The sequence below is a fragment of the Pseudomonas sp. PKS genome (assembly GCF_051913525.1).
GTDB lineage: Bacteria > Pseudomonadota > Gammaproteobacteria > Pseudomonadales > Pseudomonadaceae > Aquipseudomonas > Aquipseudomonas guariconensis_D.
On record NZ_JBEGDO010000004.1, the window covers coordinates 26,947 to 50,901 of the forward strand.

The 23,955-nt window shown below is 62.4% G+C and carries 21 protein-coding genes; 3 read left to right on the plus strand and 18 right to left on the minus strand.

The genetic code is table 11. The annotated features are described in order from the left end of the window. Window positions 1–33 precede the first annotated feature (33 nt). Together ABOA88_RS05720 and ABOA88_RS05725 are read right to left on the minus strand one after the other, a co-directional pair. Window positions 34–996, minus strand: a complete 963-nt coding sequence (locus ABOA88_RS05720; RefSeq protein WP_367851390.1) for a FecR family protein — start codon at window positions 994–996, stop codon at window positions 34–36. A 17-nt stretch (window positions 997–1,013) separates the two neighbouring features. Continuing rightward, on the minus strand, window positions 1,014–1,514 hold the full coding sequence (locus tag ABOA88_RS05725; RefSeq protein ID WP_196169645.1) for an RNA polymerase sigma factor: 501 nt from the start codon (window positions 1,512–1,514) through the stop codon (window positions 1,014–1,016). Between the two features lie 593 nt (window positions 1,515–2,107). On the opposite strand from ABOA88_RS05725, the gene ABOA88_RS05730 reads away from it, so the two are divergent. Next, window positions 2,108–3,271, plus strand: coding sequence for a type III PLP-dependent enzyme (locus tag ABOA88_RS05730; protein WP_196169646.1), 1,164 nt, complete (start codon window positions 2,108–2,110; stop codon window positions 3,269–3,271). A gap of 156 nt (window positions 3,272–3,427) precedes the next feature. On the opposite strand, the gene ABOA88_RS05735 is transcribed toward ABOA88_RS05730, so the two are convergent. Further along, window positions 3,428–4,177: a tetratricopeptide repeat protein gene (locus ABOA88_RS05735; protein ID WP_367851389.1), complete on the minus strand. Its 750-nt coding sequence runs from the start codon at window positions 4,175–4,177 to the stop codon at window positions 3,428–3,430. Between the two features lie 3 nt (window positions 4,178–4,180). Continuing rightward, window positions 4,181–4,861 (minus strand): Fe2+-dependent dioxygenase, encoded by a 681-nt coding sequence (locus ABOA88_RS05740; RefSeq protein WP_196169648.1) that lies wholly within the window; start codon window positions 4,859–4,861, stop codon window positions 4,181–4,183. Between the two features lie 221 nt (window positions 4,862–5,082). On the opposite strand from ABOA88_RS05740, the gene ABOA88_RS05745 reads away from it, so the two are divergent. Together ABOA88_RS05745 and ABOA88_RS05750 are read left to right on the plus strand one after the other, a co-directional pair. Further along, window positions 5,083–7,323, plus strand: coding sequence for a TonB-dependent receptor (locus ABOA88_RS05745; RefSeq protein WP_367851388.1), 2,241 nt, complete (start codon window positions 5,083–5,085; stop codon window positions 7,321–7,323). A 108-nt stretch (window positions 7,324–7,431) separates the two neighbouring features. Beyond that, window positions 7,432–9,987, plus strand: coding sequence for a PepSY domain-containing protein (locus ABOA88_RS05750; protein WP_367851387.1), 2,556 nt, complete (start codon window positions 7,432–7,434; stop codon window positions 9,985–9,987). Between the two features lie 83 nt (window positions 9,988–10,070). Here ABOA88_RS05750 and ABOA88_RS05755 read toward each other — a convergent pair whose 3' ends face one another. The 14 genes from ABOA88_RS05755 to hscA form a co-directional block, all read right to left on the minus strand. Beyond that, window positions 10,071–10,865 (minus strand): amidohydrolase, encoded by a 795-nt coding sequence (locus ABOA88_RS05755; protein ID WP_043208116.1) that lies wholly within the window; start codon window positions 10,863–10,865, stop codon window positions 10,071–10,073. Continuing rightward, complete coding sequence (locus ABOA88_RS05760; protein ID WP_367851386.1) at window positions 10,853–12,001, minus strand: pyridoxal phosphate-dependent aminotransferase; 1,149 nt, start codon at window positions 11,999–12,001, stop codon at window positions 10,853–10,855. The genes ABOA88_RS05755 and ABOA88_RS05760 overlap by 13 nt, the downstream gene beginning before the upstream one ends. A 162-nt stretch (window positions 12,002–12,163) precedes the next feature. Then, window positions 12,164–13,630 (minus strand): ribosome biogenesis GTPase Der, encoded by a 1,467-nt coding sequence (der, locus tag ABOA88_RS05765; protein ID WP_196169652.1) that lies wholly within the window; start codon window positions 13,628–13,630, stop codon window positions 12,164–12,166. A 117-nt stretch (window positions 13,631–13,747) separates the two neighbouring features. Continuing rightward, on the minus strand, window positions 13,748–14,890 hold the full coding sequence (bamB, locus tag ABOA88_RS05770; protein ID WP_070577057.1) for an outer membrane protein assembly factor BamB: 1,143 nt from the start codon (window positions 14,888–14,890) through the stop codon (window positions 13,748–13,750). Between the two features lies 1 nt (window position 14,891). Then, on the minus strand, window positions 14,892–15,533 hold the full coding sequence (locus ABOA88_RS05775; RefSeq protein WP_070093056.1) for a tetratricopeptide repeat protein: 642 nt from the start codon (window positions 15,531–15,533) through the stop codon (window positions 14,892–14,894). 39 nt (window positions 15,534–15,572) lie between these two features. Continuing rightward, on the minus strand, window positions 15,573–16,862 hold the full coding sequence (gene hisS, locus ABOA88_RS05780; protein WP_196169653.1) for a histidine--tRNA ligase: 1,290 nt from the start codon (window positions 16,860–16,862) through the stop codon (window positions 15,573–15,575). 24 nt (window positions 16,863–16,886) lie between these two features. Beyond that, entirely contained in the window at window positions 16,887–17,996 is a 1,110-nt protein-coding gene (gene ispG, locus ABOA88_RS05785) for a flavodoxin-dependent (E)-4-hydroxy-3-methylbut-2-enyl-diphosphate synthase (protein ID WP_043208105.1), read from the minus strand. Between the two features lie 2 nt (window positions 17,997–17,998). Next, a complete protein-coding gene (locus tag ABOA88_RS05790; RefSeq protein ID WP_367851385.1) occupies window positions 17,999–19,048 on the minus strand; it encodes a RodZ domain-containing protein in 1,050 nt (349 codons plus the stop codon). Then, the gene (pilW, locus tag ABOA88_RS05795) at window positions 19,045–19,806 is read right to left on the minus strand and encodes a type IV pilus biogenesis/stability protein PilW (RefSeq protein WP_196169655.1); all 762 of its coding nucleotides are present in this window, start codon (window positions 19,804–19,806) and stop codon (window positions 19,045–19,047) included. Before pilW ends, ABOA88_RS05790 begins: the two co-directional genes overlap by 4 nt. Before the next feature lie 12 nt (window positions 19,807–19,818). Beyond that, a complete protein-coding gene (gene rlmN, locus ABOA88_RS05800) occupies window positions 19,819–20,964 on the minus strand; it encodes a 23S rRNA (adenine(2503)-C(2))-methyltransferase RlmN (RefSeq protein ID WP_196163715.1) in 1,146 nt (381 codons plus the stop codon). 24 nt (window positions 20,965–20,988) lie between these two features. Then, the gene (gene ndk / locus ABOA88_RS05805; protein WP_023382208.1) at window positions 20,989–21,420 is read right to left on the minus strand and encodes a nucleoside-diphosphate kinase; all 432 of its coding nucleotides are present in this window, start codon (window positions 21,418–21,420) and stop codon (window positions 20,989–20,991) included. Between the two features lie 89 nt (window positions 21,421–21,509). Next, entirely contained in the window at window positions 21,510–21,710 is a 201-nt protein-coding gene (gene iscX, locus ABOA88_RS05810) for a Fe-S cluster assembly protein IscX (protein WP_196169656.1), read from the minus strand. Window positions 21,711–21,719: 9 nt separating this feature from the next. Further along, window positions 21,720–22,061, minus strand: coding sequence for an ISC system 2Fe-2S type ferredoxin (gene fdx / locus ABOA88_RS05815; RefSeq protein ID WP_043208095.1), 342 nt, complete (start codon window positions 22,059–22,061; stop codon window positions 21,720–21,722). Between the two features lie 3 nt (window positions 22,062–22,064). Continuing rightward, window positions 22,065–23,927 (minus strand): Fe-S protein assembly chaperone HscA, encoded by a 1,863-nt coding sequence (hscA, locus tag ABOA88_RS05820; protein WP_196169657.1) that lies wholly within the window; start codon window positions 23,925–23,927, stop codon window positions 22,065–22,067. Window positions 23,928–23,955: the final 28 nt, after the last annotated feature.

Genomic DNA, 23,955 nt, shown 5'->3' on the forward strand with positions numbered 1-23,955 from the left:
GAGGAAGACGAACGAGTGAAAAAAAACCTGAATCTATTTCGCGATAATTTCGCTGGAGCCGTCGCCGTGGGTCTTGATGGCCACCGGCAGGATGCTCGGCAGGGCCCGCAGCAGTGCGTCGGTGTCATCGACACTGAAGGTGCTGGACAGGCGCAGGCCCGCCGTCTTGCCAGGGGCGACGCGCAGTGGCTGGCTGCGGTAACGGGAGACTTCCGCCACCACCTCGGCCAAGGTGGCGTTGTCGAAGACCAGCTTGCCGTGGCGCCAGGCCGTCACGGCAGCCGCATCCACAGGGTACGGCGCCACGACCTGGCCTTGCGGATCGATATGCGCACCCAGGCCGGCGGTGAGCTGCGCCGATGGACCCGAAGCCCCCTCCACCTTGACAGAGCCCTGCTCCACGGCCACCCGGGTGTGCCCGCGATCCAGGCGCACATCGAAACGGGTCCCGGTCACGGTGACGCGTCCCTGGGCGGTGTCGACCACGAAAGGCCGTGCGCGGTCATGGGCGACACTGAACATCACTTCGCCCGCCTCGAGCACGACCTGTCGCTGCCCGGCGCTGAACCTCACGCTCAGGCGAGTCGCGCCATTGAGTTGCAGTTGCGAGCCGTCCGGCAGCTCGATATCACGGCGTTCGCCCAAGGCGGTCTGCAGGTCTTGGCTATGGTTTTCGCGTGTGTATTGCCAGCCGCGCCAGCCCAGTCCAAGGGCGGCGGCGCCCACACCCGCCGCCAGGGCCTGCTGCAGGAAACGCCGACGGGGCAGGAGCAGCACAGGCTCAGGTACGCACAACGCCTCCAGACGCTGGGCCGGGATGTGTTCGGCGGCCTGCCACAACCGCTCGAGCAGGTCGTACTCCTCGCGGTGGCGAGGATGGGCCTTAAGCCACTGCTGCAAGCGCGCCTGCAACTGGGCATCACCCGGCGCATCCTGGATACGCGCGAACCATTCGGCGGCCTGTTCGCGCACGTCTTCGGCGCCGGGCTGTTTCATGCAAAGGGTCTCCTGACTCATCGGGTGGACACATCCAGGTGCTCACGCAGATGCCGGAGCGTGCGGATCATATACTTTTCGACCATGTTCTTGCTCAGGCCCATGCGCGCGGCAATTTCCGCCTGGGTCAGCCCCTCGAGCTTCTGCCAGATGAACACCTGCCGGCAATTGACCGGCAGCTCGGCCAGGGCGCGCTCGACGCTGTCAGCCAGTTCCAGGGCATGCACATAGGCTTCCGGATCCCCATTGCCTGCGGCGCCTTCATCGAACATCTCCTCTTCCAGAGCCTGGCGCCGGTCCTCACGGCGGTAACCGTCCACGGCAATGTTGCGGGCAGTCTGGTGCAGGTAGGCGCGCGGCTGCTCGATGACCTCTCGCGGGTTCTCCAACACCCGCACGAAAGCGTCATGGGCGAGATCCTCGGCCTGTGGACGGTTGCGCAGCTTGCGCGTCCAGGTGCCGATCAACTCGTGATAGTGATCGAGGAAGCCTTTGTGTCCAGACATGGTCGAGGCCATCTAGGGGCAGTACGAGGCCGCGAATAGTAATGCTTCTCATAAACGACGGCAAATCAGCGATGAACCGGCCCGACCAAGGGATCGGTAACAAAAAATTTATCGGAATTTCAATCGATCTGACGCGCCCCTCAAGTGGCCATAAATATGAACACTTTGGCGCCACTGATCTGTGGTCTGTCGTCAGTCACGCGCAGCCGAGAGAACACCATGGCGTCTTTTTCGGGGGCTCGCCTGTGAAGGGGGCCGCGCGGTCCATTCCACAATTTTTTACGCTTGGGAACATCAGGCGTTCACACAGGTCGGTTATTCCAGTAGCAGGTGGCCAAATCGCGACGAACGTGCCGGGATTGCCTGTTGATTCTGCATTCCTCACGCCCTAAAGTGCGCGCCGAACGTCCATGCTGGAAACGATCCATCCGGCTCAAGTACTGACGACGAGACAGCAAGGTCACCCGCCGCTCCGCTTCACGGGCACGGTTGACCTTTTTGCTTTCGGCGACATGCCTTGGGAAGTAGGCGAACCAAAGTGGGGATACGGAGGACGTTCAGTTTGCACCACTTAATTTTTCAGTTTGCCCATGGAGTCCCTCAGCATGTCGATCCAGGTCGAAGACTATTTCGCGCGTGACACCTTCCAGAAGATGAAGGCGTTCGCCGACAAGCAGGAAACCCCGTTCGTACTCATCGACACCCAGATGATCAGCCAGGCCTATGACGACCTGCGCGCAGGCTTTGAATTCGCCAAGGTCTACTACGCCGTCAAGGCCAACCCGGCGGTCGAGATCATCGACCTGCTCAAGGAAAAAGGCTCGAGCTTCGATATCGCCTCGATCTACGAGCTGGACAAAGTGCTGGGCCGTGGCGTCACCGCCGACCGCATCAGCTACGGCAACACCATCAAGAAGTCCAAGGACATCCGCTACTTCTACGAGAAGGGCGTGCGCCTGTACGCCACCGACTCCGAAGCAGACCTGCGCAACATCGCCAAGGCCGCACCCGGTTCGAAAGTCTACGTGCGCATCCTCACCGAAGGCTCCACCACTGCCGACTGGCCGCTCTCGCGCAAGTTCGGCTGCCAGACCGACATGGCCATGGACCTGCTGATCCTGGCGCGTGACCTGGGCCTGGTGCCTTACGGCGTCTCCTTCCACGTCGGCTCCCAGCAACGCGACATCAGTGTCTGGGACGCGGCCATCGCCAAGGTCAAGGTGATCTTCGAGCGCCTGAAGGAAGAAGACGGCATCGAGCTCAAGCTGATCAACATGGGCGGCGGTTTCCCGGCCAACTACATCACCCGCACCAACAGCCTCGAGACGTACGCCGAGGAAATCATCCGCTTCCTCAAGGAAGACTTCGGTGACGACCTGCCGGAAATCATCCTCGAGCCAGGCCGCTCGCTGATCGCCAACGCCGGCATCCTGGTCAGCGAAGTGGTGCTGGTGGCCCGCAAGTCTCGCACCGCTGTCGAGCGCTGGATCTACACCGACGTGGGCAAGTTCTCCGGCCTGATCGAAACCATGGACGAGTCGATCAAGTTCCCGATCTGGACCGAGAAGAAGGGCGAGACCGAAGAAGTGGTCATCGCCGGCCCCACCTGCGACAGCGCCGACATCATGTACGAGCACTACAAGTACGGCCTGCCACTGAACCTGGCCATCGGTGACCGCCTCTACTGGCTGTCCACCGGCGCCTACACCACCAGCTACAGCGCGGTGGAGTTCAACGGCTTCCCGCCGCTGAAGGCGTACTACCTGTAATGCACAACGGGGCCGCGAGGCCCCGTTTTCATGTGTGCACCCCTGCCCTGCCTGTGGAGCGATTGCCTCACTCCCTGGCGTCTTCTTCGCGGGTAACCGGGCCCAGCACGGGCCTGGTGGAGCGGATTTACCCGCGAAAGGGACGTAAAGACGCCTTCAAGGCATACGCCTTTGCAGTTCTTCGGCATACCTCGCGGCAAACGCCATCAGCATCGGCCCCGCCTGCTGCAAGGTCACCAAGGCACTGCGCAGAAAATTCAGGTTCCCCTCGATCCGCGCCCGCTCCAGCCAGGGCTGGGCCTCGGCCAACTGCCCCCGTTCGACGAGCACCATCGCCAGGCTGAACATGCCGCGAAAATCCCCCGCCTCGGCCGAACGGCGGTACCAGCGCACCGCGCGCACCGGACTGGCAGCGGTGGCGATCCCCTGCTCCAGGTAACGGCCATACAGGTTCATCGACTTGGCGTGGCCCAGGTGCGCAGCCTTTTCATAGCAGCTCAACGCCTGTGCCTGGTCCACGGCGACGCCTCGCCCGGTGCCCAGCAGGTTGGCATAGTTGTACAGCCCCCAGTCGAGCCCGGCGTCAGCCGCCTTGCGATAGTGAGCAGCGGCCATGCCCAGGTCGCTTTCCCCGCCCCAGCCATGCTCCAGGCATCGCCCCAGCATGTTGTGCCCCATGGCGCTGCCGCCTTGGGCCGCAATACCAAACCACTGCCGCGCCAGCGCCCGATCCTGCTCGATGCCGCGGCCATCCAGCAGGATCTGCCCGAGTAGCAACTGCGCCTCGACAGCCCCCCGCTGCGCCGCGGCCAGGATGGCTTGCGCCGCCTTGCCAGGGCTTTGTTCGAGCATGGCTTGCAGACCTGCGATATCGACGACTTCTTCACGACGCAACTGATACGACACGGCTCAGACCTCGGCCCAGCGGCGCAGCAGGTTGTGATAAGTGCCGGTCAGTTGCAGCAACGACGGGTGATCGGGGACATCGGCGGTCAATTGGCGGATGGCATTGTCCATCTCGAACAGCAAGGTGCGCTGGCTGTCCTCGCGCACCAGGCTTTGGGTCCAGAAAAACGCCGCATAGCGCGCCCCACGGGTGACCGGGTTGACCTTGTGCAGGCTCGTACCGGGATACAGCACCATATCGCCGGCCGCCAGCTTGACCTGCTGCACACCGTAGGTGTCCTGGATCACCAACTCGCCGCCGTCGTAGCTGTCTGGGTCGCTCAAGAACAACGTGGAAGAGACATCCGTGCGTATCCGCTCGGGGCTGCCCTTAGGCTGACGCAGCGCATTGTCGATGTGAAAGTCGAAATTGCCGCCTTCGCGGTAGCAGTTGATCAGCGGTGGAAAAACCTTGTGCGGCAATGCCGCGGACATGAACAGCGGATTGCGCCACAGACGATCGATCAAGGCGCTACCGATCTCTTTGGCCAGCGCGTGCCCTTCTGGCAACTGCAGGTTGTGCTTGGCCTTGGCCGACTGATAGCCCGCGGTGACCTTGCCATCGGCCCAGTCCGCCTGCTCCAGCGCCTCACGGATGCGGGAGAGTTCGTCGGCGTCGAACAGGCCGGGAATGTGAAGCAGCATGGCGGTGGCACCTAATAGGTAGGAAGGTCGCCAATGATATTGATTCCCTTTTGCACCCGACAAGCCCCACACGCCGCTTTAGACGTTTCAGCACAGGAAAACCGTAAAGAGAAATTGTAAAGATTGTAAGTTTCTCGCGACTGTTAACGATTCTCAATTGAGACTCTAAATTGCTTGCATTAAGATCCGCCGACTTCAAACCTTGGGGAAGGTTCATCGAAATGCGTCACGTGCCATCTGCTGTGAGTTCACCACGTCTGCTCGCCTCCGCCATCGGCGTTGCCATTACTGCTTCCTCCGCCGCCCAGTTCGCCCTAGCGGCGGAACAGCCAACCGATGGCGTCGTTTCGCTGGATGCCACCAGTGTGAACGCGGCACAAGACACCACCAGCTACAAGACCGACACGGCAACCTCGAAGAAGTACACGGCGCCGCTGCGCGAAACACCCAAGAGTGTCACCGTCATTCCACAGCAGGTCATTCGTGATACGGGCGCTACCAGCCTCGTGGATGCATTGCGTACGACCCCTGGTATCACCTTCGGTGCTGGCGAAGGGGGCAACCCGGCAGGCGACCGTCCGATCATTCGCGGTTTCAACGCAGAAAGCGATGTGTTCGTCGATGGCATGCGCGACGTGGCTTCGCAGAGCCGTGAAATTTTCAACGTCGAATCGATCGAAGTCAGCAAAGGCCCGGGATCGGCCTTCACCGGTGCAGGCTCCACAGGTGGCAGCCTGAATCTGGTAACCAAAACCGCCAAGCTCGGTGATGCCTATAACGGTGGCTTTACCTGGGGCTCTGATCAGACCAAGCGGACCACGCTAGACCTGAACAAGCAATTGACCGACACTTCGGCGTTTCGCCTGAACCTGATGAAGCACGAAGCCAACGTCGCCGGTCGAGATGACGTGGATGTCAGCCGCTGGGGTGTCGCCCCCTCGTTCGCGTTCGGCCTCGGTACCGATACTCGCGTGACCGTTGGTTACTATCACCTCAAGACCGACGACATGCCGGACTACGGGATTCCACTCACGCGCAGCGCCAATCGCAGCAAGTACAACGTCGACAAACCCGCCCCTGTGGATCGCGACAACTTCTACGGTCTGAATGATCGCGACTATCGCAAGACCTCCAACGACAGCGGCACGATCAAGATCGAGCACGACTTCAACGAAAATCTGACGCTGTCCAACAGTTTCCGCATGTCGCGTTCAACCCTGGACTACATCGTCACCAACCCTGACGACAGCAAGGGCAACGTGGCCAATGGCATGGTCTACCGCGCAACCAAGAACCGGAATTCGACCTCCAAAGGCTGGGTCAACCAGACCGACTTGAGCGCCAAGTTCAATACCGGCTCCATCGAACACAGCCTCGTCACTGGATTGGAGTTCACCTATAGCGATACGCACAACCGTGGCTACGACATCAAATCCGCGGCGGGTAACGGCACCACGTGCACCCCTGCTCTTCTGGCATCTGGCGACTGCACCAGTCTGTATGACCCATCTCCGGATGACGCATGGTCCGGCACCATCACCGACAGCAAGGCATTCACCGACACCGACACCAAGACCAGCGCTGTCTACGTCTTCGACACGTTGAAGTTCAATGAACAATGGTCGCTGAATATGGGGCTGCGCTACGACGACTACCAGACCAAATCCAGTGGTTACGCCAATGCAGGTCGTAATGGTCCGGCCGGCAGCTTCTCGCGCGAGAACAATACTCATCTGTGGAACTACCAGATGGGTGTGGTCTACAACCCTCTGCCCAACGGCAGCATCTATGCCGCATGGTCAACCTCGAGCAACCCTTCAGGTGAAACCAGCGGCAACGGTGGCTTGGATCTGGCAAGAAACAACAGCGATCTCGATCCAGAACGTAACCGCAACTACGAGATCGGCACGAAGTGGGACTTCTTCGATGACAACCTCTCGCTGACCGCTGCGCTGTTCCGCACCGACAAGACCAATGCGCGGGTAACGGACCCTGACAATGCCAGCTACCAAGTACTAGACGGTGAGCAGCGCGTCCAAGGCCTCGAGCTCACATACGCGGGCAACCTCACCCAGAAATGGAAGGTCTATGGCGGCTACACCTATATGGAAAGCGAGATCGTGAAGACCACGACCCCAGCGAACAAGGGCAACCACATGCCTAACACGCCGCGTAACAGCTTCACCTTCTGGTCTACCTACGACATCGTTCCGCAACTGACCATTGGTGCAGGCGCTACCTTCATGGATTCCCGCTTTGGCGATGAAGCCAACTCGGTCGAGGTACCGTCGTACTGGCGTTACGATGCAATGGCGACCTATCGCCTGACCAAGAACGTCGATTTGCAACTCAACGTGCAGAACCTGACCGACAAGCGCTATTTCGACCAGGTGTTCGCTCCACACTATGCACACGTCGCTCCAGGGCGGACTGCACTGATGAGCGCGAACTTCCACTTCTAATCAAGTCGCGCCCCAAAGCCCCGCTCACCTTTCCGGTGACCGGGGCTTTCGCGTACCAAGGCATAATGCACGCCGCGCCTCGCCCGGCGTCCAGACAAGGTGAACGATGTGGTGAAGAAGTCGCTGTTCCAATTGCACTGGTTCTTTGGCATCACCGCTGGCCTGGTGCTGGCGTTGATGGGCATCACCGGGGCGGTTTATTCGTTCCAGGAAGAACTGCTGCGCCTGTTCAATCCCGACGTGCTCAAGGTCCAGGTACGCCAGGAAGGCGTGCTGCCGCCGGCCGAGCTGGTGCGCCGGGTCGAAGCGGCCCAGGGCGACACCGTCTCGATGCTGTGGGTCGATACCCGCGATGGCAATGCCGCGCGCATTTTCTTCCAGCCGCCACCAGGCGAGCGTCGCGGCCAGATGCGCTATGTCGACCCCTACACCGGCCAGTTCCAGGGTGACGTCACGGGGCAAGGCTTCTTCAACCTGATGCTGCAGCTGCATCGCTTCTTGGCCATGGGCGACACCGGTCGGCAGATTACTGGTGCCTGCACCCTGATGCTGGTGTTCTTCTGCCTCTCAGGCCTGTATCTGCGCTGGCCACGTCAGGCGTTGAACTGGCGGGCATGGCTGACGCTGGAGTGGGCCAAGAAAGGCCGCGCCTTCAACTGGGACCTGCACGCCGTCGCCGGGACCTGGTGCCTGCTGTTCTATCTGCTGTTCGCCCTGACCGGCCTGTTCTGGTCCTACGAATGGTACCGCGAAGGCCTGAACAAACTACTGGCCGACGCCCCCGCCGCCGGGCAACAGCACAAGCGTGGCGAAGGCCGTGGCCGCCACGGCCCGCAGAAGCTCGACAAGGACGCACCGCCCCTGGTGGTGGATTATGACGCCATCTGGACCAGCCTCAAGGAGGCCGCAGGCCCCAGCCTGGTGACCTACAACTTGCGCCTGCCGCCTGCCGGTGGGCAGCCGGCGACGCTGTTCTACCTCCTCGAAGGTGCCGACCACGAGCGCGCCTTCAACACTCTGACGCTGGACCCGGCCACCGGCCAGGTGAAACGCCACAAGCGCTACACCGACAAATCGTTCAAGGCGCAATTGCTGCAGAGCGTCTACGCCTTGCACGTGGGCAGCTACTTCGGTCTGCCAGGTCGGATCATCGTCACCGTGGCCAGCCTGACCATGCCGCTGTTCTTCATCACCGGCTGGCTGCTGTACCTCGATCGCCGACGCAAGAAACGCCAAGTACGGGCGGCCCGCAGCTCGGTAGCCCCCGCCAAGGCGGGTGGCGACAGCTGGCTGATCGGTTTCGCCAGCCAGAGCGGTTTCGCCGAACAGCTGGCCTGGCAGAGCGCCGGCCAACTGCAAGCGGCCGGGCTGCCAGTGCAAGTCCGAGCGCTGGCCGAACTGGGTGAAGCCGACCTCCAACAGGCCCGTCGCGCGCTGTTCGTGGTGAGTACCTTCGGCGACGGCGAAGCCCCTGACAGCGCCCGCGCCTTCGAGCGCAAGGTGCTCGGCCAACCGTGGGCGCTGGACCACCTGAACTACGCCGTACTCGCGCTGGGCGATCGCCAGTACCCGCACTTCTGTGGCTTCGCCCGCAGGCTTCAGGCCTGGTTGGGCGAACGCGGCGCCACCCATGCATTCAGCCCGGTGGAGGTGGACAACGCTGACCCGGCAGCCCTGCTGCAGTGGCAACAGGCACTCGCCCAACTGACCGGAGCCCAGCCGGTGACCGCCTGGCAAGCGCCATCGTTCGCCAACTGGACCCTGCGCCAGCGCCAATGCCTGAACCCAGGCAGCCAGGGCGCATCAGTCTACTTGCTGGGGCTGCAGTCAGACCAACCCCACACCTGGGAAGCAGGTGATCTGGTAGAGGTCCTGCCACGCAACAGCCAACCGCGCATTGACGCTTTGCTCGCCGGCCTGGGACTGGACGTGACGACCCCGGTGCAACTGGACGGCCTGCGCGAGCCTCTCGGTCAGGCCCTGGCCACCCGCCAGTTGCCACTGGGCCGGGAACATCTGGTGGGCCTGCATGCCCAGGCAGTGGTCGATGCCTTGATTCCCATCACCCCACGGGAATACTCCATCGCGTCGATCGCCAGCGACGGCGTGCTGGAGCTGATCGTGCGTCAGGAACGGCACCCCGACGGCAGCCTGGGCCTGGGCTCGGGTTGGCTGACCGAATATCTACCGCTGCAGGGCAATGTCAGCCTGCGCCTGCGCCGCAACAGCGGCTTCCGCCTGCCGGACGCCCCCGCGCCGATGATCCTGATCGGCAACGGCACAGGCCTTGCAGGCCTGCGTAGCCTGCTCAAGGCGCGTATCGCCGCTGGCGAAACGCGCAACTGGTTGCTATTCGGCGAGCGCAACCGTGCCCATGACTTGCTGTGTGGGGACGAGCTTCAGGCCTGGTTGGCCGCTGGAGACCTGCAACGACTGGACCTGGCGTTTTCACGGGACCAAGCGGAGAAAGTCTATGTGCAGGATGTGCTGTTGCAGCAGGCCGAGGTGCTCAAGCGCTGGGTGGCCGACGGGGCGTGTGTCTATGTCTGCGGAAGCTTGCAGGGAATGGCCGCGGGCGTGGACGCAGCGCTCAATGGAGTCCTTGGGGCCGAGCGGGTACAGCAGTTGATCGAGGATGGGCGGTATCGGCGGGATGTGTACTGATTGAGTAAACCCGCACCTACAAGCATTGCGCTGTCCTCAGGCTCGGCGCAGTACTGGTGGGAGCGGGTTGACCTGCGAAAGATTCAATAATGCAGTTCGAAGGTATCGGCATCCAGGTTGGCCGGGAAACGTGCGCGATACGCCGCCAGCTCCGCCGCCCGTAGCACCACGGTGAACACACCATCGGCTTCGCCGGCACTGAGAAGGCTCTCCCCCTGGAAATCCAGCACCTGGCTGTCGCCCGAATAGGCAAAGCCCTTGCCGTCGGTGCCGACACGGTTCACCGCCGCCACATAGCACAGGTTCTCGATCCCCCGCGCCGGTAACAGGCGGTTCCAGTGCTGACGGCGCGCAGCCGGCCAGTTGGCGGTATAAAGCAGCAGGTCGGTGTCCTGGGCATCACGGCTCCACACAGGGAAACGCAGGTCGTAGCAGATCAGTGGGCGCACGCGCCACCCTTTGAGCTCGAACTGCACCTGCCGCTCGCCTGGTGTGTAGTGCCGGTGCTCGCCGGCCATGCGGAACAGGTGGCGCTTGTCGTAATGCAGGATCTCGCCATCGGGCCGCGCCCACAGCAAGCGGTTGCGGTGGCTGCCATCGGCGGCCTGGATGATCACGCTGCCGGTGATCACCGTATCGAACTTCTTGGCCTGGGCCTTGAGCCATTTGTAGGTGGGGCCATTCTCAGGCTCGGCGAGGCTTTCGGACTCCATGGAGAAACCGGTGGTGAACATCTCGGGAAGGATCACCAGATCCGCCTCGCCCACCTGGGCCAACAGCTCTTCGAAATGCGCATAGTTGGCTTCACGGTCGTGCCAAGCCAAGGTTGTCTGCACCAGGGCGACTTTCAGGTTAGGCAGTTGGCTCAGATCGCGCATAGTTTTTCCGCCGCCTGACGCAGCGTCTCCTCACGTTTGGCAAAGCACAGGCGCACCAGGCGTTGCTCGGGGATGGGTTGCTGATAGAACACCGAAACCGGAATGGTCGCCACGCCGTGCTCACGGGTCAGCCACAGAGACATTTCGACATCACCCAGGTCCGGGCGTATCTGCGAATAATCCACCAGCTGGAAGTAAGTCCCTGGGGTACGGGTGAAGGTGAAACGCGAGTCCTGCAGCAAGTCGCAGAACAGGTCGCGCTTGGCCTGATAGAAACCCGGCAGTTCATCCAGGTGCTCAGGGTGCTCGGCCATGAAATCGGCCAGGGCACACTGCAAGGGCGTTACGCCACAGAAGTTGACGTACTGGTGGACCTTGCGAAGCTCCACGCTCAACGCCGGTGGCGCCACCACATAGCCGGTCTTCCAGCCAGTGACGTGATAAGTCTTGCCGAACGAGCTGATCACGAATGCGCGTGAATACAGCTGCTCATGGGCCAGTACGCTGGCATGGCGCACGCCGTCATAGATCAGGTGCTCGTACACTTCGTCACTGACCAGGTAGATATCGCGGCCTTCGATCAGGCGCGCCAGCTGGTCCAGATCCGCACGGCTGATCAATGCGCCGCTGGGGTTGTGTGGCGAATTCAGGATGACCATGCGCGTGCGCGGCGTCAGCGCATCGCTGAACTTCTGCCAATCGATACGGAAATCGCCATCGCAGAGCTGCACATGCACGCAGCGCCCACCGGCCAGTTCCACGGACGGCTCATAGCTGTCATAGGACGGATCGAAGACGATTACCTCGTCGCCCGCCTGGATCACTGCCTGGATGGCACAGAAGATCGCCTCGGTGGCACCTGGCGTGATGGTCACTTCATGATCGGCATCGACCGTCACGCCATACAGACGTGCGATCTTGGCCGCCACTTGCTGGCGCAAGGCTGGCAGGCCGGCCATCGGCGAGTATTGGTTATGGCCGGCCATGACATGGCGGCACACCGCGTCGAGCAGCGCCTGGGGCGCGTCGAAATCCGGAAAGCCCTGGGACAGGTTGAGCGCACCTGTCTGCACGGCCAACTGCGACATGGTGGTGAAGATGGTCGTGCCGACGTTCGGCAATTTGCTGCGGATCATGAAGCCCTCTTTCCTGAACACTGCATACGGCACGGGGTAGAGCCCGAGCATAGCGGATCGAGCGGTCAGGAAAAAGGACGAAGCCACAAGCGAAAAGCTTCAAGCAGCAAGAAAAAGCAGGACACAGTGCACAGCTCTCTCTTGAGGCCTGAAGCTCGCCGCTTACTTGCGCTTGTCCTTGCGCTTCTTCTCGGCTTTCTTGTGGTGCGACATCAGGCGGCGCTTCTTGTTGACCTGACGATCGGTGAGGGTGTTCTTCTTGCCCTCGAACGGGTTGTCGCTGCCCTTGTACTCGATACGGATCGGCGTGCCGACCAGCTTGAGCACCCGGCGGTAGGTGTTTTCCAGGTAACGCGAGTACGACCGCGGGATCTTGTCGGTCTGGTTGCCGTGGATCACGATCAGCGGCGGGTTCGCCCCACCGAGGTGGGCGTAACGCAGCTTGATGCGACGACCGTTGACCATCGGCGGCTGGTGCTCGCTGATGGCGTCCTCAAGGATCTGGGTCAGGCGGCTGGTCGGCCAGCGAGTGACTGCCGACTTGAACGCAGCCTGCACGGATTTGTACAGGTGGCCCACACCGGTGCCGTGCAGCGCAGAGATGAAGTGGATGTCGGCGAAGTCGACGAAGAATAGCCGGCGCTCGAGCTCCGTCTTCACGTAATCGCGCTCGCTCGGCTCCATGCCGTCCCACTTGTTCAGGGCGATAACGATGGCACGACCTGCTTCCAGGGCGAAGCCCAGCAGGTTCAGGTCGTGGTCGACCACGCCTTCACGGGCATCCATGACAAAGATCACCACGTTGGCGTCCTTGATCGCCTGCAGCGTCTTGACCACCGAGAATTTCTCGACTTCCTCGTGGATCTTGCCGCGCTTGCGCACCCCGGCGGTGTCGATGAAGGTGTACTTCTCATCGTCACGCTCGAACGGGATGTAGATACTGTCCCGAGTAGTGCCCGGCTGGTCGTAGACCACCACGCGCTCTTCACCGAGCATGCGGTTGACCAGGGTCGACTTGCCGACGTTGGGACGACCGATGATGGCGATCTTGATGCCATCCTTCTCGCTCGGCCCAGGAATCCGTGCGGCCTCTTCACCTTCGGCGACGTCTTCGTCAAGGGCTTCCTCGACCTTGTCGCGCGGAATGTGGCCCAGCACGGCTTCCATCAGGGCGTTGATGCCACGCCCCTGGGAACCGGCGACCGGAATGGCATTACCCATGCCCAGTGGCGAGAACTCAGCGCGGGCAACGTCCGCATCGATGTTGTCGATCTTGTTGGCGACCAGGATCGCCTCTTTGTTCCGCTTGCGCAGGTGCTCGGCGATCATCTGGTCAGCGGCGGTCATACCGGCGCGGGCATCGACCAGGAACAGCACATAGTCGGCTTCTTCGATGGCCATCAGCGATTGCTCGGCCATCTTCTCGTCCATGCCCACTTCATCACCGGTGATACCACCGGTGTCGATCAGGATGTAGGAACGACCCTGCCAGGTGGCATCACCATACTGGCGGTCACGGGTCAGGCCCGAGAGGTCACCGACGATGGCATCGCGGGTCTTGGTCAGGCGGTTGAACATGGTGGATTTGCCGACGTTCGGCCGTCCCACCAGGGCGATTACGGGAACCATGCGGCTCTCCACTCTTGAATTCTTGAAAATGCAAAGGCCGCTGCAAGGCAGCGGCCGGAGTTCGTGCGGTGCATCATGCGCCGCGGCCCGAGGCCGTATCCGGCCTCAAGCTTAGCTTCAGCGGATGGTCAGTGCCTCGAGTTTGCCGCTGTTGCCAAAGACGTAGATGGTGTCGCCGACCACCAGGGGACGGGCGCGCAGGCCATCGCTGTCGATCCGCTCGCGACCCACGAAGCGACCATCGACCTGGCTGAGCAGATGCAGGTAGCCCTCGAAATCACCCACGGCCACATAGCTGGAGAACACTTCCGGTGCCGACAGCTGGCGGCGCGCCATGGAGTCGTTGGTCCACAGAGCGCTGGACGAGCGCTCATCGACGCTTTCCACGGTGCCCGACGCTTCGCTGACATAGACGTTGCCGAAGCCCTGGGCGACACCGACGTAGCTGGAGGCATCGCGCTGCCACAGCACACGACCGGTTTCCAGGTCCAGGCCCGCAACGCGGCCCTGGTAGGTACTCACGTACAGGGTGCCGCCGGACAGCAGCAGGCCGCCGTCGATGTCCACCACGCGGTCGAGCTCCGAACGGCCCTGCGGAATGGCCACGCGGCTCTCCCACACCGGCACACCGTTGCGCACATCCACCGCGACCACCTTGCCGGTGGACAGGCCGGCCACGGCCAGGCGGTTGGTCACCACAGGTGCGCCGGTGCCGCGCAGGGTCAGTACGGCCGGGGTGTTCTCATAGATCCACAGGCGGTCACCGGTGGCAGCGTCGAGGCCGATCAAACGGTCGTCCTGGGTCTGCACCACCACCACGTCACCGTTGTTGGCAGGCGGCGCCAGCACTTCGCTGGTCACCCGAGAACGCCAGCGCTCTTCGCCGGTGCTGGCATCCAGGGCAATGACTTCGCCCTTGAGGGTACCGAGCATGACCAGACCGTAACCCACGCCGACTGCGCCGGAGACCGACAGGTCCAAGTCCTTCTTCCACACCACGTCGCCGTCGATGCGGTTCAGGGCCATGACCCGACCGTTGACGTCGGAGGCATAGATGCGGTCGTTCTCGATGGCCGGAACCAAGGTGTTGTATGTCTCACCCTGGCCGTCGCCGATCGAGCGGCTCCACTGCTTCTTGAGCACCACCTCCTCGGTGAACTTGGTCAGCTCGGCCGGAGGCAGTTCCTTCTTGCTGTTGCTGCTGCAACCTGCGGCCAGCACGGCCAGGGTGAGCACTGCTGCTTGTTTCCAACCGATCACGTCAGGCGTCCCCTTTGGCCAGGTCATCCAGCTTCAGTTGCAGGCCACCGACCGCAGCGTCATCGGACAACGCGGCCTTGGCTTTTTCATAGGCGCTATGGGCATCGTCGGCGCGCCCCAGCTGGACCAGCAAATCGCCCTTGAGTTCTTCGCGGCTGGCCAGGAAGGCCTTGTCGGCATCACCGTCGAGCAGCTTGAGGGCTTCTTCGGCTTTGTCCTGGGCGGCCAGTACACGGGCCAGACGCTGACGTGCAATCTCACCCAAGGTGGCATCGGCCGGCTTGTCCATCACGCTCTTGAGCTCGGCGGCGGCGTCGTCAAGCTTGCCGCTGTCGACCGCGACCTTGGCCACGAACAGGCTGCCGTACTGGGCATAGGCCGAGCCACCGAACTCGCTCTTGAGCTTGCCGGACAGTTCCGCAACCTTGGTTGCGTCTGGCTGACCGCTTGGCGTCAGGCTGGTTTCCAGCAGGGCCTGGTACAGGGCCGAGGCGCCTTGCGACTGGTTGTTCTGGTACTTGTGCCAGGTCTGCCAGCCCATAACCACCACGCCAGCCAGCAGGGCACCGGTCAGCAGCGGCTTGCCGTTGCGGTTCCACCAGTCCTTGGCTGCGGCCAGGCCATCATCATCGGTACTCGACACCCCAATACTCCTTTTCAGCAATTCGGCTGTTTGACCCTGTCACGCCTGCGCGACAGCGGCTTGCAGGTGCTCGGCCAGAGCATCCCAGGCAATGTTCTGTTGTTCGCCCTGGCCACGCAGGGGCTTGAATCCAATCATTTGCTGCGCCAGTTCGTCATCACCAAGGATCAGGGCGAACAGCGCCCCGCTCTTGTCGGCCTTCTTGAACTGGCTCTTGAAGCTGCCGCCACCGGCGTTGACCGCCAGGCGCAGACCCGGCAGGCGATCACGCAGGGCCTCGGAAAGACGCAATCCGGCCAGCTCCGCCTGCTCGCCGAAGGCGCACAGGTAGACGTCGATCTGACGGCTGATGGACTCGGGCACCTTGCCCAGGGTCTCCAGCAGCAGGATCAGGCGCTCGATACCCATGGCGAAACCCACGCCCGGGGTCGGCTTGCCGCCCATCTGCTCGACCAGCCCGTCATAGCGGCCACCGGCACAGACCGTGCCCTGGGCGCCGAGCTTGTCGGTGACCCACTCGAACACGGTCTTGCTGTAGTAGTCCAGCCCGCGGACCAGCTTGGTGTTGATCACAAACGGAATGCCGGCGGCGTCCAGACGAGCCTTGAGGCCCTCGAAGTGCACGCGGGACTCTTCGTCCAGGTAGTCTTCGAGTTTCGGCGCGCCGACCAGCACTGCCTGGGTACCCTGGTCCTTGCTGTCGAGGATACGCAGTGGGTTGCTCTTGAGGCGACGCTGGCTGTCTTCGTCCAATTGCTCGAGACGTGCCGACAGGAACTCGACCAACGCATCGCGGTAGCGGGCACGGGCCTCGCTGGTGCCCAGGCTGTTGAGTTCGAGCTTGACCGCATCCTGGATGCCCAGCAGGCCCCACAGGCGCCAGGTCAGCATGATCAGCTCGGCATCTACGTCCGGACCTTCAAGGTTGAACACCTCGACACCGATCTGGTGGAACTGGCGGTAGCGGCCCTTCTGCGGGCGCTCGTGGCGGAACATCTGGCCGACGTACCACAGCTTCTGCACCTGGCCATTGCCGGTGATGCCGTGCTCAAGCACGGCGCGCACGCAGGCGGCAGTGCCTTCAGGACGCAAGGTGAGCGAATCGCCGTTGCGGTCCTCGAAGGTGTACATCTCTTTTTCGACGATATCGGTGACTTCACCAATCGAGCGCTTGAAAAGCTCGGTGAATTCGACGATCGGCGTGCGGATCTGGCTGTAGCCATAGGTGTCCAGCAGGCCGGCCACAGTACCTTCGAAGTAGCGCCACAGGGGCGACTGGTCGGGCAGGATGTCGTTCATGCCACGGATGGCTTGCAGCGATTTGCTCACGAAAAGTCCTTACGAATCTGGGTATCAGCCGCGGGCGATCAGCGCCGCGTCGGCCTCGGCCTTTTCGGCCGCTTTCTGGCGGATGAGTTTTTCCAACTCATCGACCAGGTTGTCATTGGTCAGCTTCTGCGACGGTTTGCCGTCGATGTAGACCAGGTTCGGCGTGCCGCCGGTCAGGCCCACGTGGGATTCCTTGGCTTCGCCCGGGCCGTTGACCACGCAGCCGATCACGGCCACGTCCAACGGTACCAGCAGGTCTTCCAGGCGCCCTTCCAGCTCGTTCATGGTCTTGACCACATCGAAGTTCTGGCGCGAGCAACTCGGGCAGGCGATGAAGTTGATACCACGCGAACGCAGGTGCAGCGACTTGAGGATGTCGTAGCCGACCTTCACTTCCTCGACCGGGTCGGCGGCCAGGGAAATGCGGATGGTATCGCCAATGCCTTCGGCCAGCAGCATACCGAGGCCGACAGCGGATTTCACCGTCCCCGAACGCAAGCCACCGGCTTCGGTGATGCCCAGGTGCAGCGGTTGGACGATCTGCTTGGCCAGCAAGCGGTAGGCCTCCACGGCCATGAACACGTCGGACGCCTTGACGCTGACCTTGAAGTCCTGGAAGTCCAGGCGATCCAGGTGCTCGACATGGCGCAATGCCGACTCGACCAGCGCTGCCGGGGTCGGTTCGCCGTATTTCTTCTGCAGGTCCTTCTCCAGGGAGCCGGCGTTGACACCAATACGGATCGGAATACCACGGTCACGGGCGGCGTCTACCACTGCACGCACGCGGTCCTCGCGGCCGATGTTGCCCGGGTTGATGCGCAGACAGTCGACGCCCAGTTCAGCCACGCGCAACGCGATGCGATAGTCGAAGTGGATATCGGCGACGAGCGGCACGCTGACCTGCTGCTTGATGCGGCCGAACGCCTCGGCGGCGTCCATGTCCGGTACCGACACGCGGACGATATCGACGCCTGCATCGACCAAGCGCTGGATTTGCGCGACCGTGGCGGCGACGTCATTGGTGTCGGTGTTGGTCATGCTCTGCACCGCGATGGGAGCATCGCCGCCCACGGGTACATTGCCGACCCAGATCTTCCGGGATTCGCGACGTTTGATCGGAGATTCGCCGTGCATGGTTACTGTCCCAACTTCAGGCGAGCGGTCTCGCCACTGGTGAACGGAGCTACGTCGACCGGCTGGCCGTTGTAGCTGACCTGGGCGCCACGGGCAAAGCCCAGGCGTACCGAGAACGGCGGTTTGCCGCTCAGGTCGAGGCTGTCGCCCTTGCGTTTGATGGCGCTGAACAGCACCTTACCGTTGCCGTCGGTGACCTGGGTCCAGCAATCGGCGGTGAACTGGATTTGAACCTTGGCGCTGCCCACCGGCACTTCGGACGGGGTCGCAGCGACAGTGACCGGTGCGTTGGCTGGTGCGACCGGAGCGACCGGTGTCGACGGAACAGCGGCGGCGGGCACCACAGGCGTAGCAGATGCCACAGGCGTGTTGGCGGTCGGGGCTGCAACTGGGGCCGAAAGCGCTGGCGTGGCTGCAGGGGCTTCGCTCGTGGTTGTCGGTGCTTCGCTGCTGATGGCGGCCTCAGGCGCAGAGCCCTCGGTGGCCTGCTCGAGCGGCAGCGGCGAGACTTCAGGTTGCTGGCCTTCGGTGACAGCCTGGTCTTCCGGCTCGTCCAACGGGTGGATCTGAGTGGTGCCGTCGGCGCTTTCGACCTCGACATGCTCCAGGGCGATCTTGGCCAGGTCCTTGCCGCGCAGGCTGCTCTGGTCCTGCCACCAGAAGAAGCCACCACCGACCACGACCACCAGCAACAGCAGGCTGACGCCGCGCAGGATGTTGTGCGACAGACGCACCGGCTCTTCGATCCGGCCCAGTGAATGGACCTCGCTGCCCTTGGCGTGGGTGCCGGTGTAGTGATCGAATGCCTCCACCAAAGGCGCCTGGTCCATGTCCATCAGCTTGGCATAGGCACGGATGTAACCGCGGGCAAAAGTGTGCCCTGGCAGCTTGTCGAAGGCGCCGTTTTCAAGGTTGTTCAACGAACTTACCGTGAGGTTGAGCTTGCGGGCCACCTCGGCTTGCGACCATTCCCGGTTCTCGCGGGCCTGGCGCAAGACCTCACCGGGATTCTGGCGAGTCGCTGCTGCTACTTCGGGGTGCGCGGCTTTCATCGTTGCTCCGACAGGTATTGCTGATATTCCGGTGTACCGGGATAAAGTCGTTGTAATTGCTGGCCCAGCTCGACCACCGTGCCAGGCTCGTCGAATGCCTGGGCAAGGCGGCTGCCCAGCAACAGGCTACGGGCGCTCGGGTCGTTCAGCTGGCTGAAACGATCGTAGTAGTCCCGGGCCGGCACATAATGCCTGTTTTCGTAGGACAACTCAGCCATTTCGAGCAATGCCTTCGGTTGCCGCGGATCGAGTTGCAGGGCTTTGACCAGATACTCATGCGCCTGGTCCCGACGCTCGAGCCTCAGGGCGACCAAGCCAAGGTTCTCGTAGATTCGCGAGCGCTCAGGATACAGGGTATCGGCAGCGGCTTGGCGAAACATCTGCTCGGCCTTGGCAAATTGCCCTTGAGCATAAAGGAAACTGCCGTAATTGTTGCGAATCCGCGTGTCCCCCGGTCGCGCTGCCAGGGCCTTGCGCAAATGCGCCTCGGCCAGTTCCGGCTCGCCTTCGGCCTGGAACACCAGCGCCAGGGCCGCATGGGCATCGGCGTCGCCGCCGTTGAGGGTCAAGGCACGCACCAAAGGAGCCTTGGCCTGCCCGGTCAAACCTTGTTGCAAATAACCCAGGCCCAGTTGCACGTAGGCCCGCCCCGCCTCCTCGCGCCCCTGGCGGCTGGACAGAGGGTCGCCCGCCCCACCGGACACGCAGCCGGCCAGCAGCGAAAGCGACAGGATCGACAGCGCGGCGCGCAAGGTCATGGGCGGGTACCGTCAGTGGCGCGGGGCGTTGTCTTGGCGCTCTGCGTCGGCGCTCAACTGGCGCACGGCGATGTAGCGCTCACTACGACGGGTGCGATCCATGACCTGGCCGACCAACTGACCACAGGCGGCATCGATGTCTTCGCCGCGGGTGGTGCGGGTGGTGACGTTGAAGCCACCGTGGTGCAGCAGATCCTGGAAGCGGCGGATGGCATTGTTGCTCGGCCGCTCGTAGCCCGAATGCGGGAACGGGTTGAACGGGATCAAGTTGATCTTGCACGGCACATCACGCAGCAGCTCGATCATCTGGGCGGCATGCTCGGGCTGGTCGTTGACGTCCTTGAGCAGGGTGTACTCGATGGTGAGCACACGCTTGCCGCCCAGGGTCGACATGTAGCCCATGCACGAATCCAGCAGCATCTTCAGCGGGTACTTCTTGTTGATCGGTACCAGTTGGTTGCGCAGTTCGTCATTGGGTGCGTGCAGCGACAGGGCCAGGGACACATCGATGTGCTTGGCCAGCTCGTCGATCATAGGCACCACGCCCGAGGTGGACAACGTGACGCGGCGCTTGGAAATGCCATAGCCCAGATCATCCATCATGATCTTCATGGCGGCGATGACATTGTCGAAATTCAAAAGCGGTTCGCCCATGCCCATCATGACCACGTTGGTGATAGCGCGGTCGATCTTGGCCGGGACGGTCCCGAAGGATTTGTTGGCAAGCCACACCTGACCGATCACTTCGGCGGCAGTGAGGTTGCTGTTGAAGCCTTGCTTGCCGGTGGAGCAGAAACTGCAATCCAGCGCACAGCCGGCTTGGGACGAAACGCAGAGGGTGCCGCGATCGTCGGTGGGAATGTAGACGGTCTCGACGCAACTGCCGGAGGCAACGCGGACCACCCACTTGCGGGTACCGTCGGCGGAAATGTCTTCGCTGACCACTTCCGGAGCCCGAATCTCGGCAACGGCCTCGAGCTTTTCGCGCAAGGCCTTGCCGACATTGGTCATGGCGGCGAAATCATCGACGCCAAAGTGGTGAATCCATTTCATGACCTGACCGGCACGAAAACGCTTCTCTCCGATGGACTCGAAGAATTTTTCCATTTCCTGCAGGGTCAGGCCCAACAGGTTGATCTTGCCAGTCATGTCACTCATGGAATCACCCAAGACCTGCTTCGCTTAGCGAATGCGGTCGCACAGCTCGGTAGCGGAGAAGAAGTAAGCGATTTCGCGGGCAGCCGAAGCTTCCGAGTCGGAACCGTGGACAGCGTTCTCGTCGATGGAAACGGCGAAGTCGGCGCGGATGGTGCCGGCAGCAGCTTCTTTCGGGTTGGTAGCGCCCATCAGCTCACGGTTGGCCAGAACGGCGTTTTCGCCTTCCAGAACCTGAACGATGACCGGGCCGGAAGTCATGAAGGCAACCAGATCAGCGAAGAAACCGCGCTCTTTGTGCTCAGCGTAGAAGCCTTCGGCTTCGGCTTTGGACAGTTGCTTCATTTTCGAAGCGACGACGCGCAGGCCGGCTTTCTCGAAACGAGTGGTGATTTCGCCGATGACGTTCTTGGCGACGGCGTCAGGCTTGATGATGGAGAAAGTACGTTGAACAGCCATGGATAACTCCAGAAAATTGAGTGTTGCGAAAAATTAAACCCGCGAATTATACGCGGGTTCCAGGGGATTGCCTAACCTGCAGGTAACGCTCAGTCGGCTTCTTCGATCCAGGCCGCCTGGATGGCCTCGAGCACTTTCTCACCGCCGCGTGACGGATCGTCGCTGAAGTCTGGCAAAGCCAGCACCCAGCGGTGCAGATCGACGAAATTCACATAACGAGGATCGACGTCCGGCTTGCTTTCCGCAAGCTGGATGGCGATCTCAAGTACATCAATCCATTTCAGGCTCATGCTGGAACCTCAGTGCGGCGCTTCGGCGGCGTGGTTGAGCGAATACTTGGGGATCTCGATGGTCAGGTCTTCTTCCCCGACGATCACCTGGCAGGCCAGGCGCGATTGAGCCTCCAGGCCCCAGGCCTTGTCCAGCATATCCTCTTCCAGCTCATCGGCTTCCTCCAGCGAGTCGAAACCCTCGCGGACGATGCAATGACAGGTGGTGCAGGCACAAACGCCACCGCAGGCGCTCTCCATTTCGATGTGGTGCTCGTGAGCCAACTCCAGGATATTGGTGCCTGGCTCCACCTCCACCACCAGCCCATCCGGGCAGAACTTCTCGTGCGGCAGGAAAATCACCTGGGGCATCGGTTACTCCTCGATCTCATTCAGGTTGCGCCCGGCCAGTGCGGCTTTGACCGTCGAATCAAGGCGACGGGCGGCAAATGCATCGGTCACCTGCGACAGACGCTTGGTCTGCTGCTCGATGGCCGCGCCATCGGTGCCGCTGAGCAAATCACGCAATTCTTGCATCTGGTACTCGATCGCTTCGCGCTCTTCGCTGCTTAGCAGTCGATCACCATCGGCATCCAGGGCGCCCTGCACCGCTTCGAGCAGGCGCTCACCGTCGACCTGGTGCTCGCGCAACTGGCGCGCCTGCTTGTCGGAACCGGCATGCTCGAAGGAATCCTTGAGCATTCGGGCGATCTCGCCGTCGGTCAGCCCGTAGGACGGCTTGACCTGGATACTGGACTCAACGCCCGAGCCCAGCTCACGGGCCGAGACGCTGAGCAGGCCATCGGCATCCACCTGGAAGGTGACGCGGATCTTCGCCGCGCCCGCCACCATGGCCGGGATGCCGCGCAGCTCGAAGCGCGCCAGCGAACGGCAATCGCTGATCAGCTCGCGCTCGCCCTGCAGGACGTGGATCATCATGGCCGACTGGCCATCCTTGTAGGTGGTGAACTCCTGCGCGCGAGCCACCGGAATGGTCGTGTTGCGCGGGATCACCTTCTCCATCAGCCCGCCCATGGTCTCAAGGCCCAGGGAAAGCGGGATGACGTCCAGCAGAAGCAGTTCGCCGCCTTCACGGCGGTTGCCGGCCAGCGTGTCGGCCTGGATGGCAGCACCGATGGCAACTACCTGGTCCGGGTCGATCGATGTCAGCGGCGTGCGGCCGAACAGGCCACCCACCGCCTCACGCACACGAGGTACGCGGGTCGATCCACCGACCATCACCACTGCACCGACCTCCTCCAGCTCAATGCCACTGTCGCGCACGGCGCGGCGGCAGGCCTTGAGACTACGGGCAATCAACGGTTCGATCAGCGCTTCGAAACCGGCACGGCTCAACTCTCCCTGCCAGGCGCCATGACGCACGCTGACGACATCGGCGTCGGTCAGGGCCTCCTTGGCGGCACAGGCAGCCTGCAACAGCTGGCGTTGGGCAGACGGGTCAAGGTCGGACGAAAGGCCGGCCTGCTCAATGAGCCAGCCGGCGATGGCATGGTCGAAATCGTCGCCACCCAAGGCCGTGTCGCCGCCTGTGGCGAGCACTTCGAAGACACCGCCGGTCAGGCGCAGGATGGAAATATCGAAGGTGCCACCACCCAGGTCATAGATGGCCACCAGGCCTTCGGCGTTCTGGTCCAGGCCATAGGCCACGGCAGCTGCGGTAGGCTCGTTGAGCAGGCGCAAGACGTTCAGACCGGCCAGGCGCGCGGCGTCCTTGGTGGCCTGGCGCTGGGCATCGTCGAAATAGGCCGGAACGGTGATCACAGCGCCCACCAGCTCGCCACCGAGGGTCTCCTCCGCGCGCTGGCGCAATACCTTGAGAATGTCTGCGGACACTTCCACCGGGCTCTTCGGTCCCTGGACAGTGTCGATGAACGGCATATGCGACTCGCCGCCGACGAAGCGGTACGGCAGTTGCTCACCCAATTGCTTGACGTCGGCCAGGCCACGCCCCATCAGGCGCTTGACCGACAGGATGGTGTTGAGCGGATCGCTGGACGCGGCTTCGCGCGCAGCCAGGCCGACTTCGCTGCGGCCGTCAAGGTAGCGCACCGCGGACGGCAAAATGACGCTGCCCTGCGCATCGGGCAGGGGTTCGCTGCGACCACTGCGCACGGCAGCGACCAGGGAATTGGTGGTGCCCAGGTCAATCCCCACGGCCAGGCGACGCTGGTGCGGCTGAGGGCTTTGACCGGGTTCGGCGATCTGCAGTAGGGCCATGCTTATCTGAGTACCTTAGGCGTCGTCA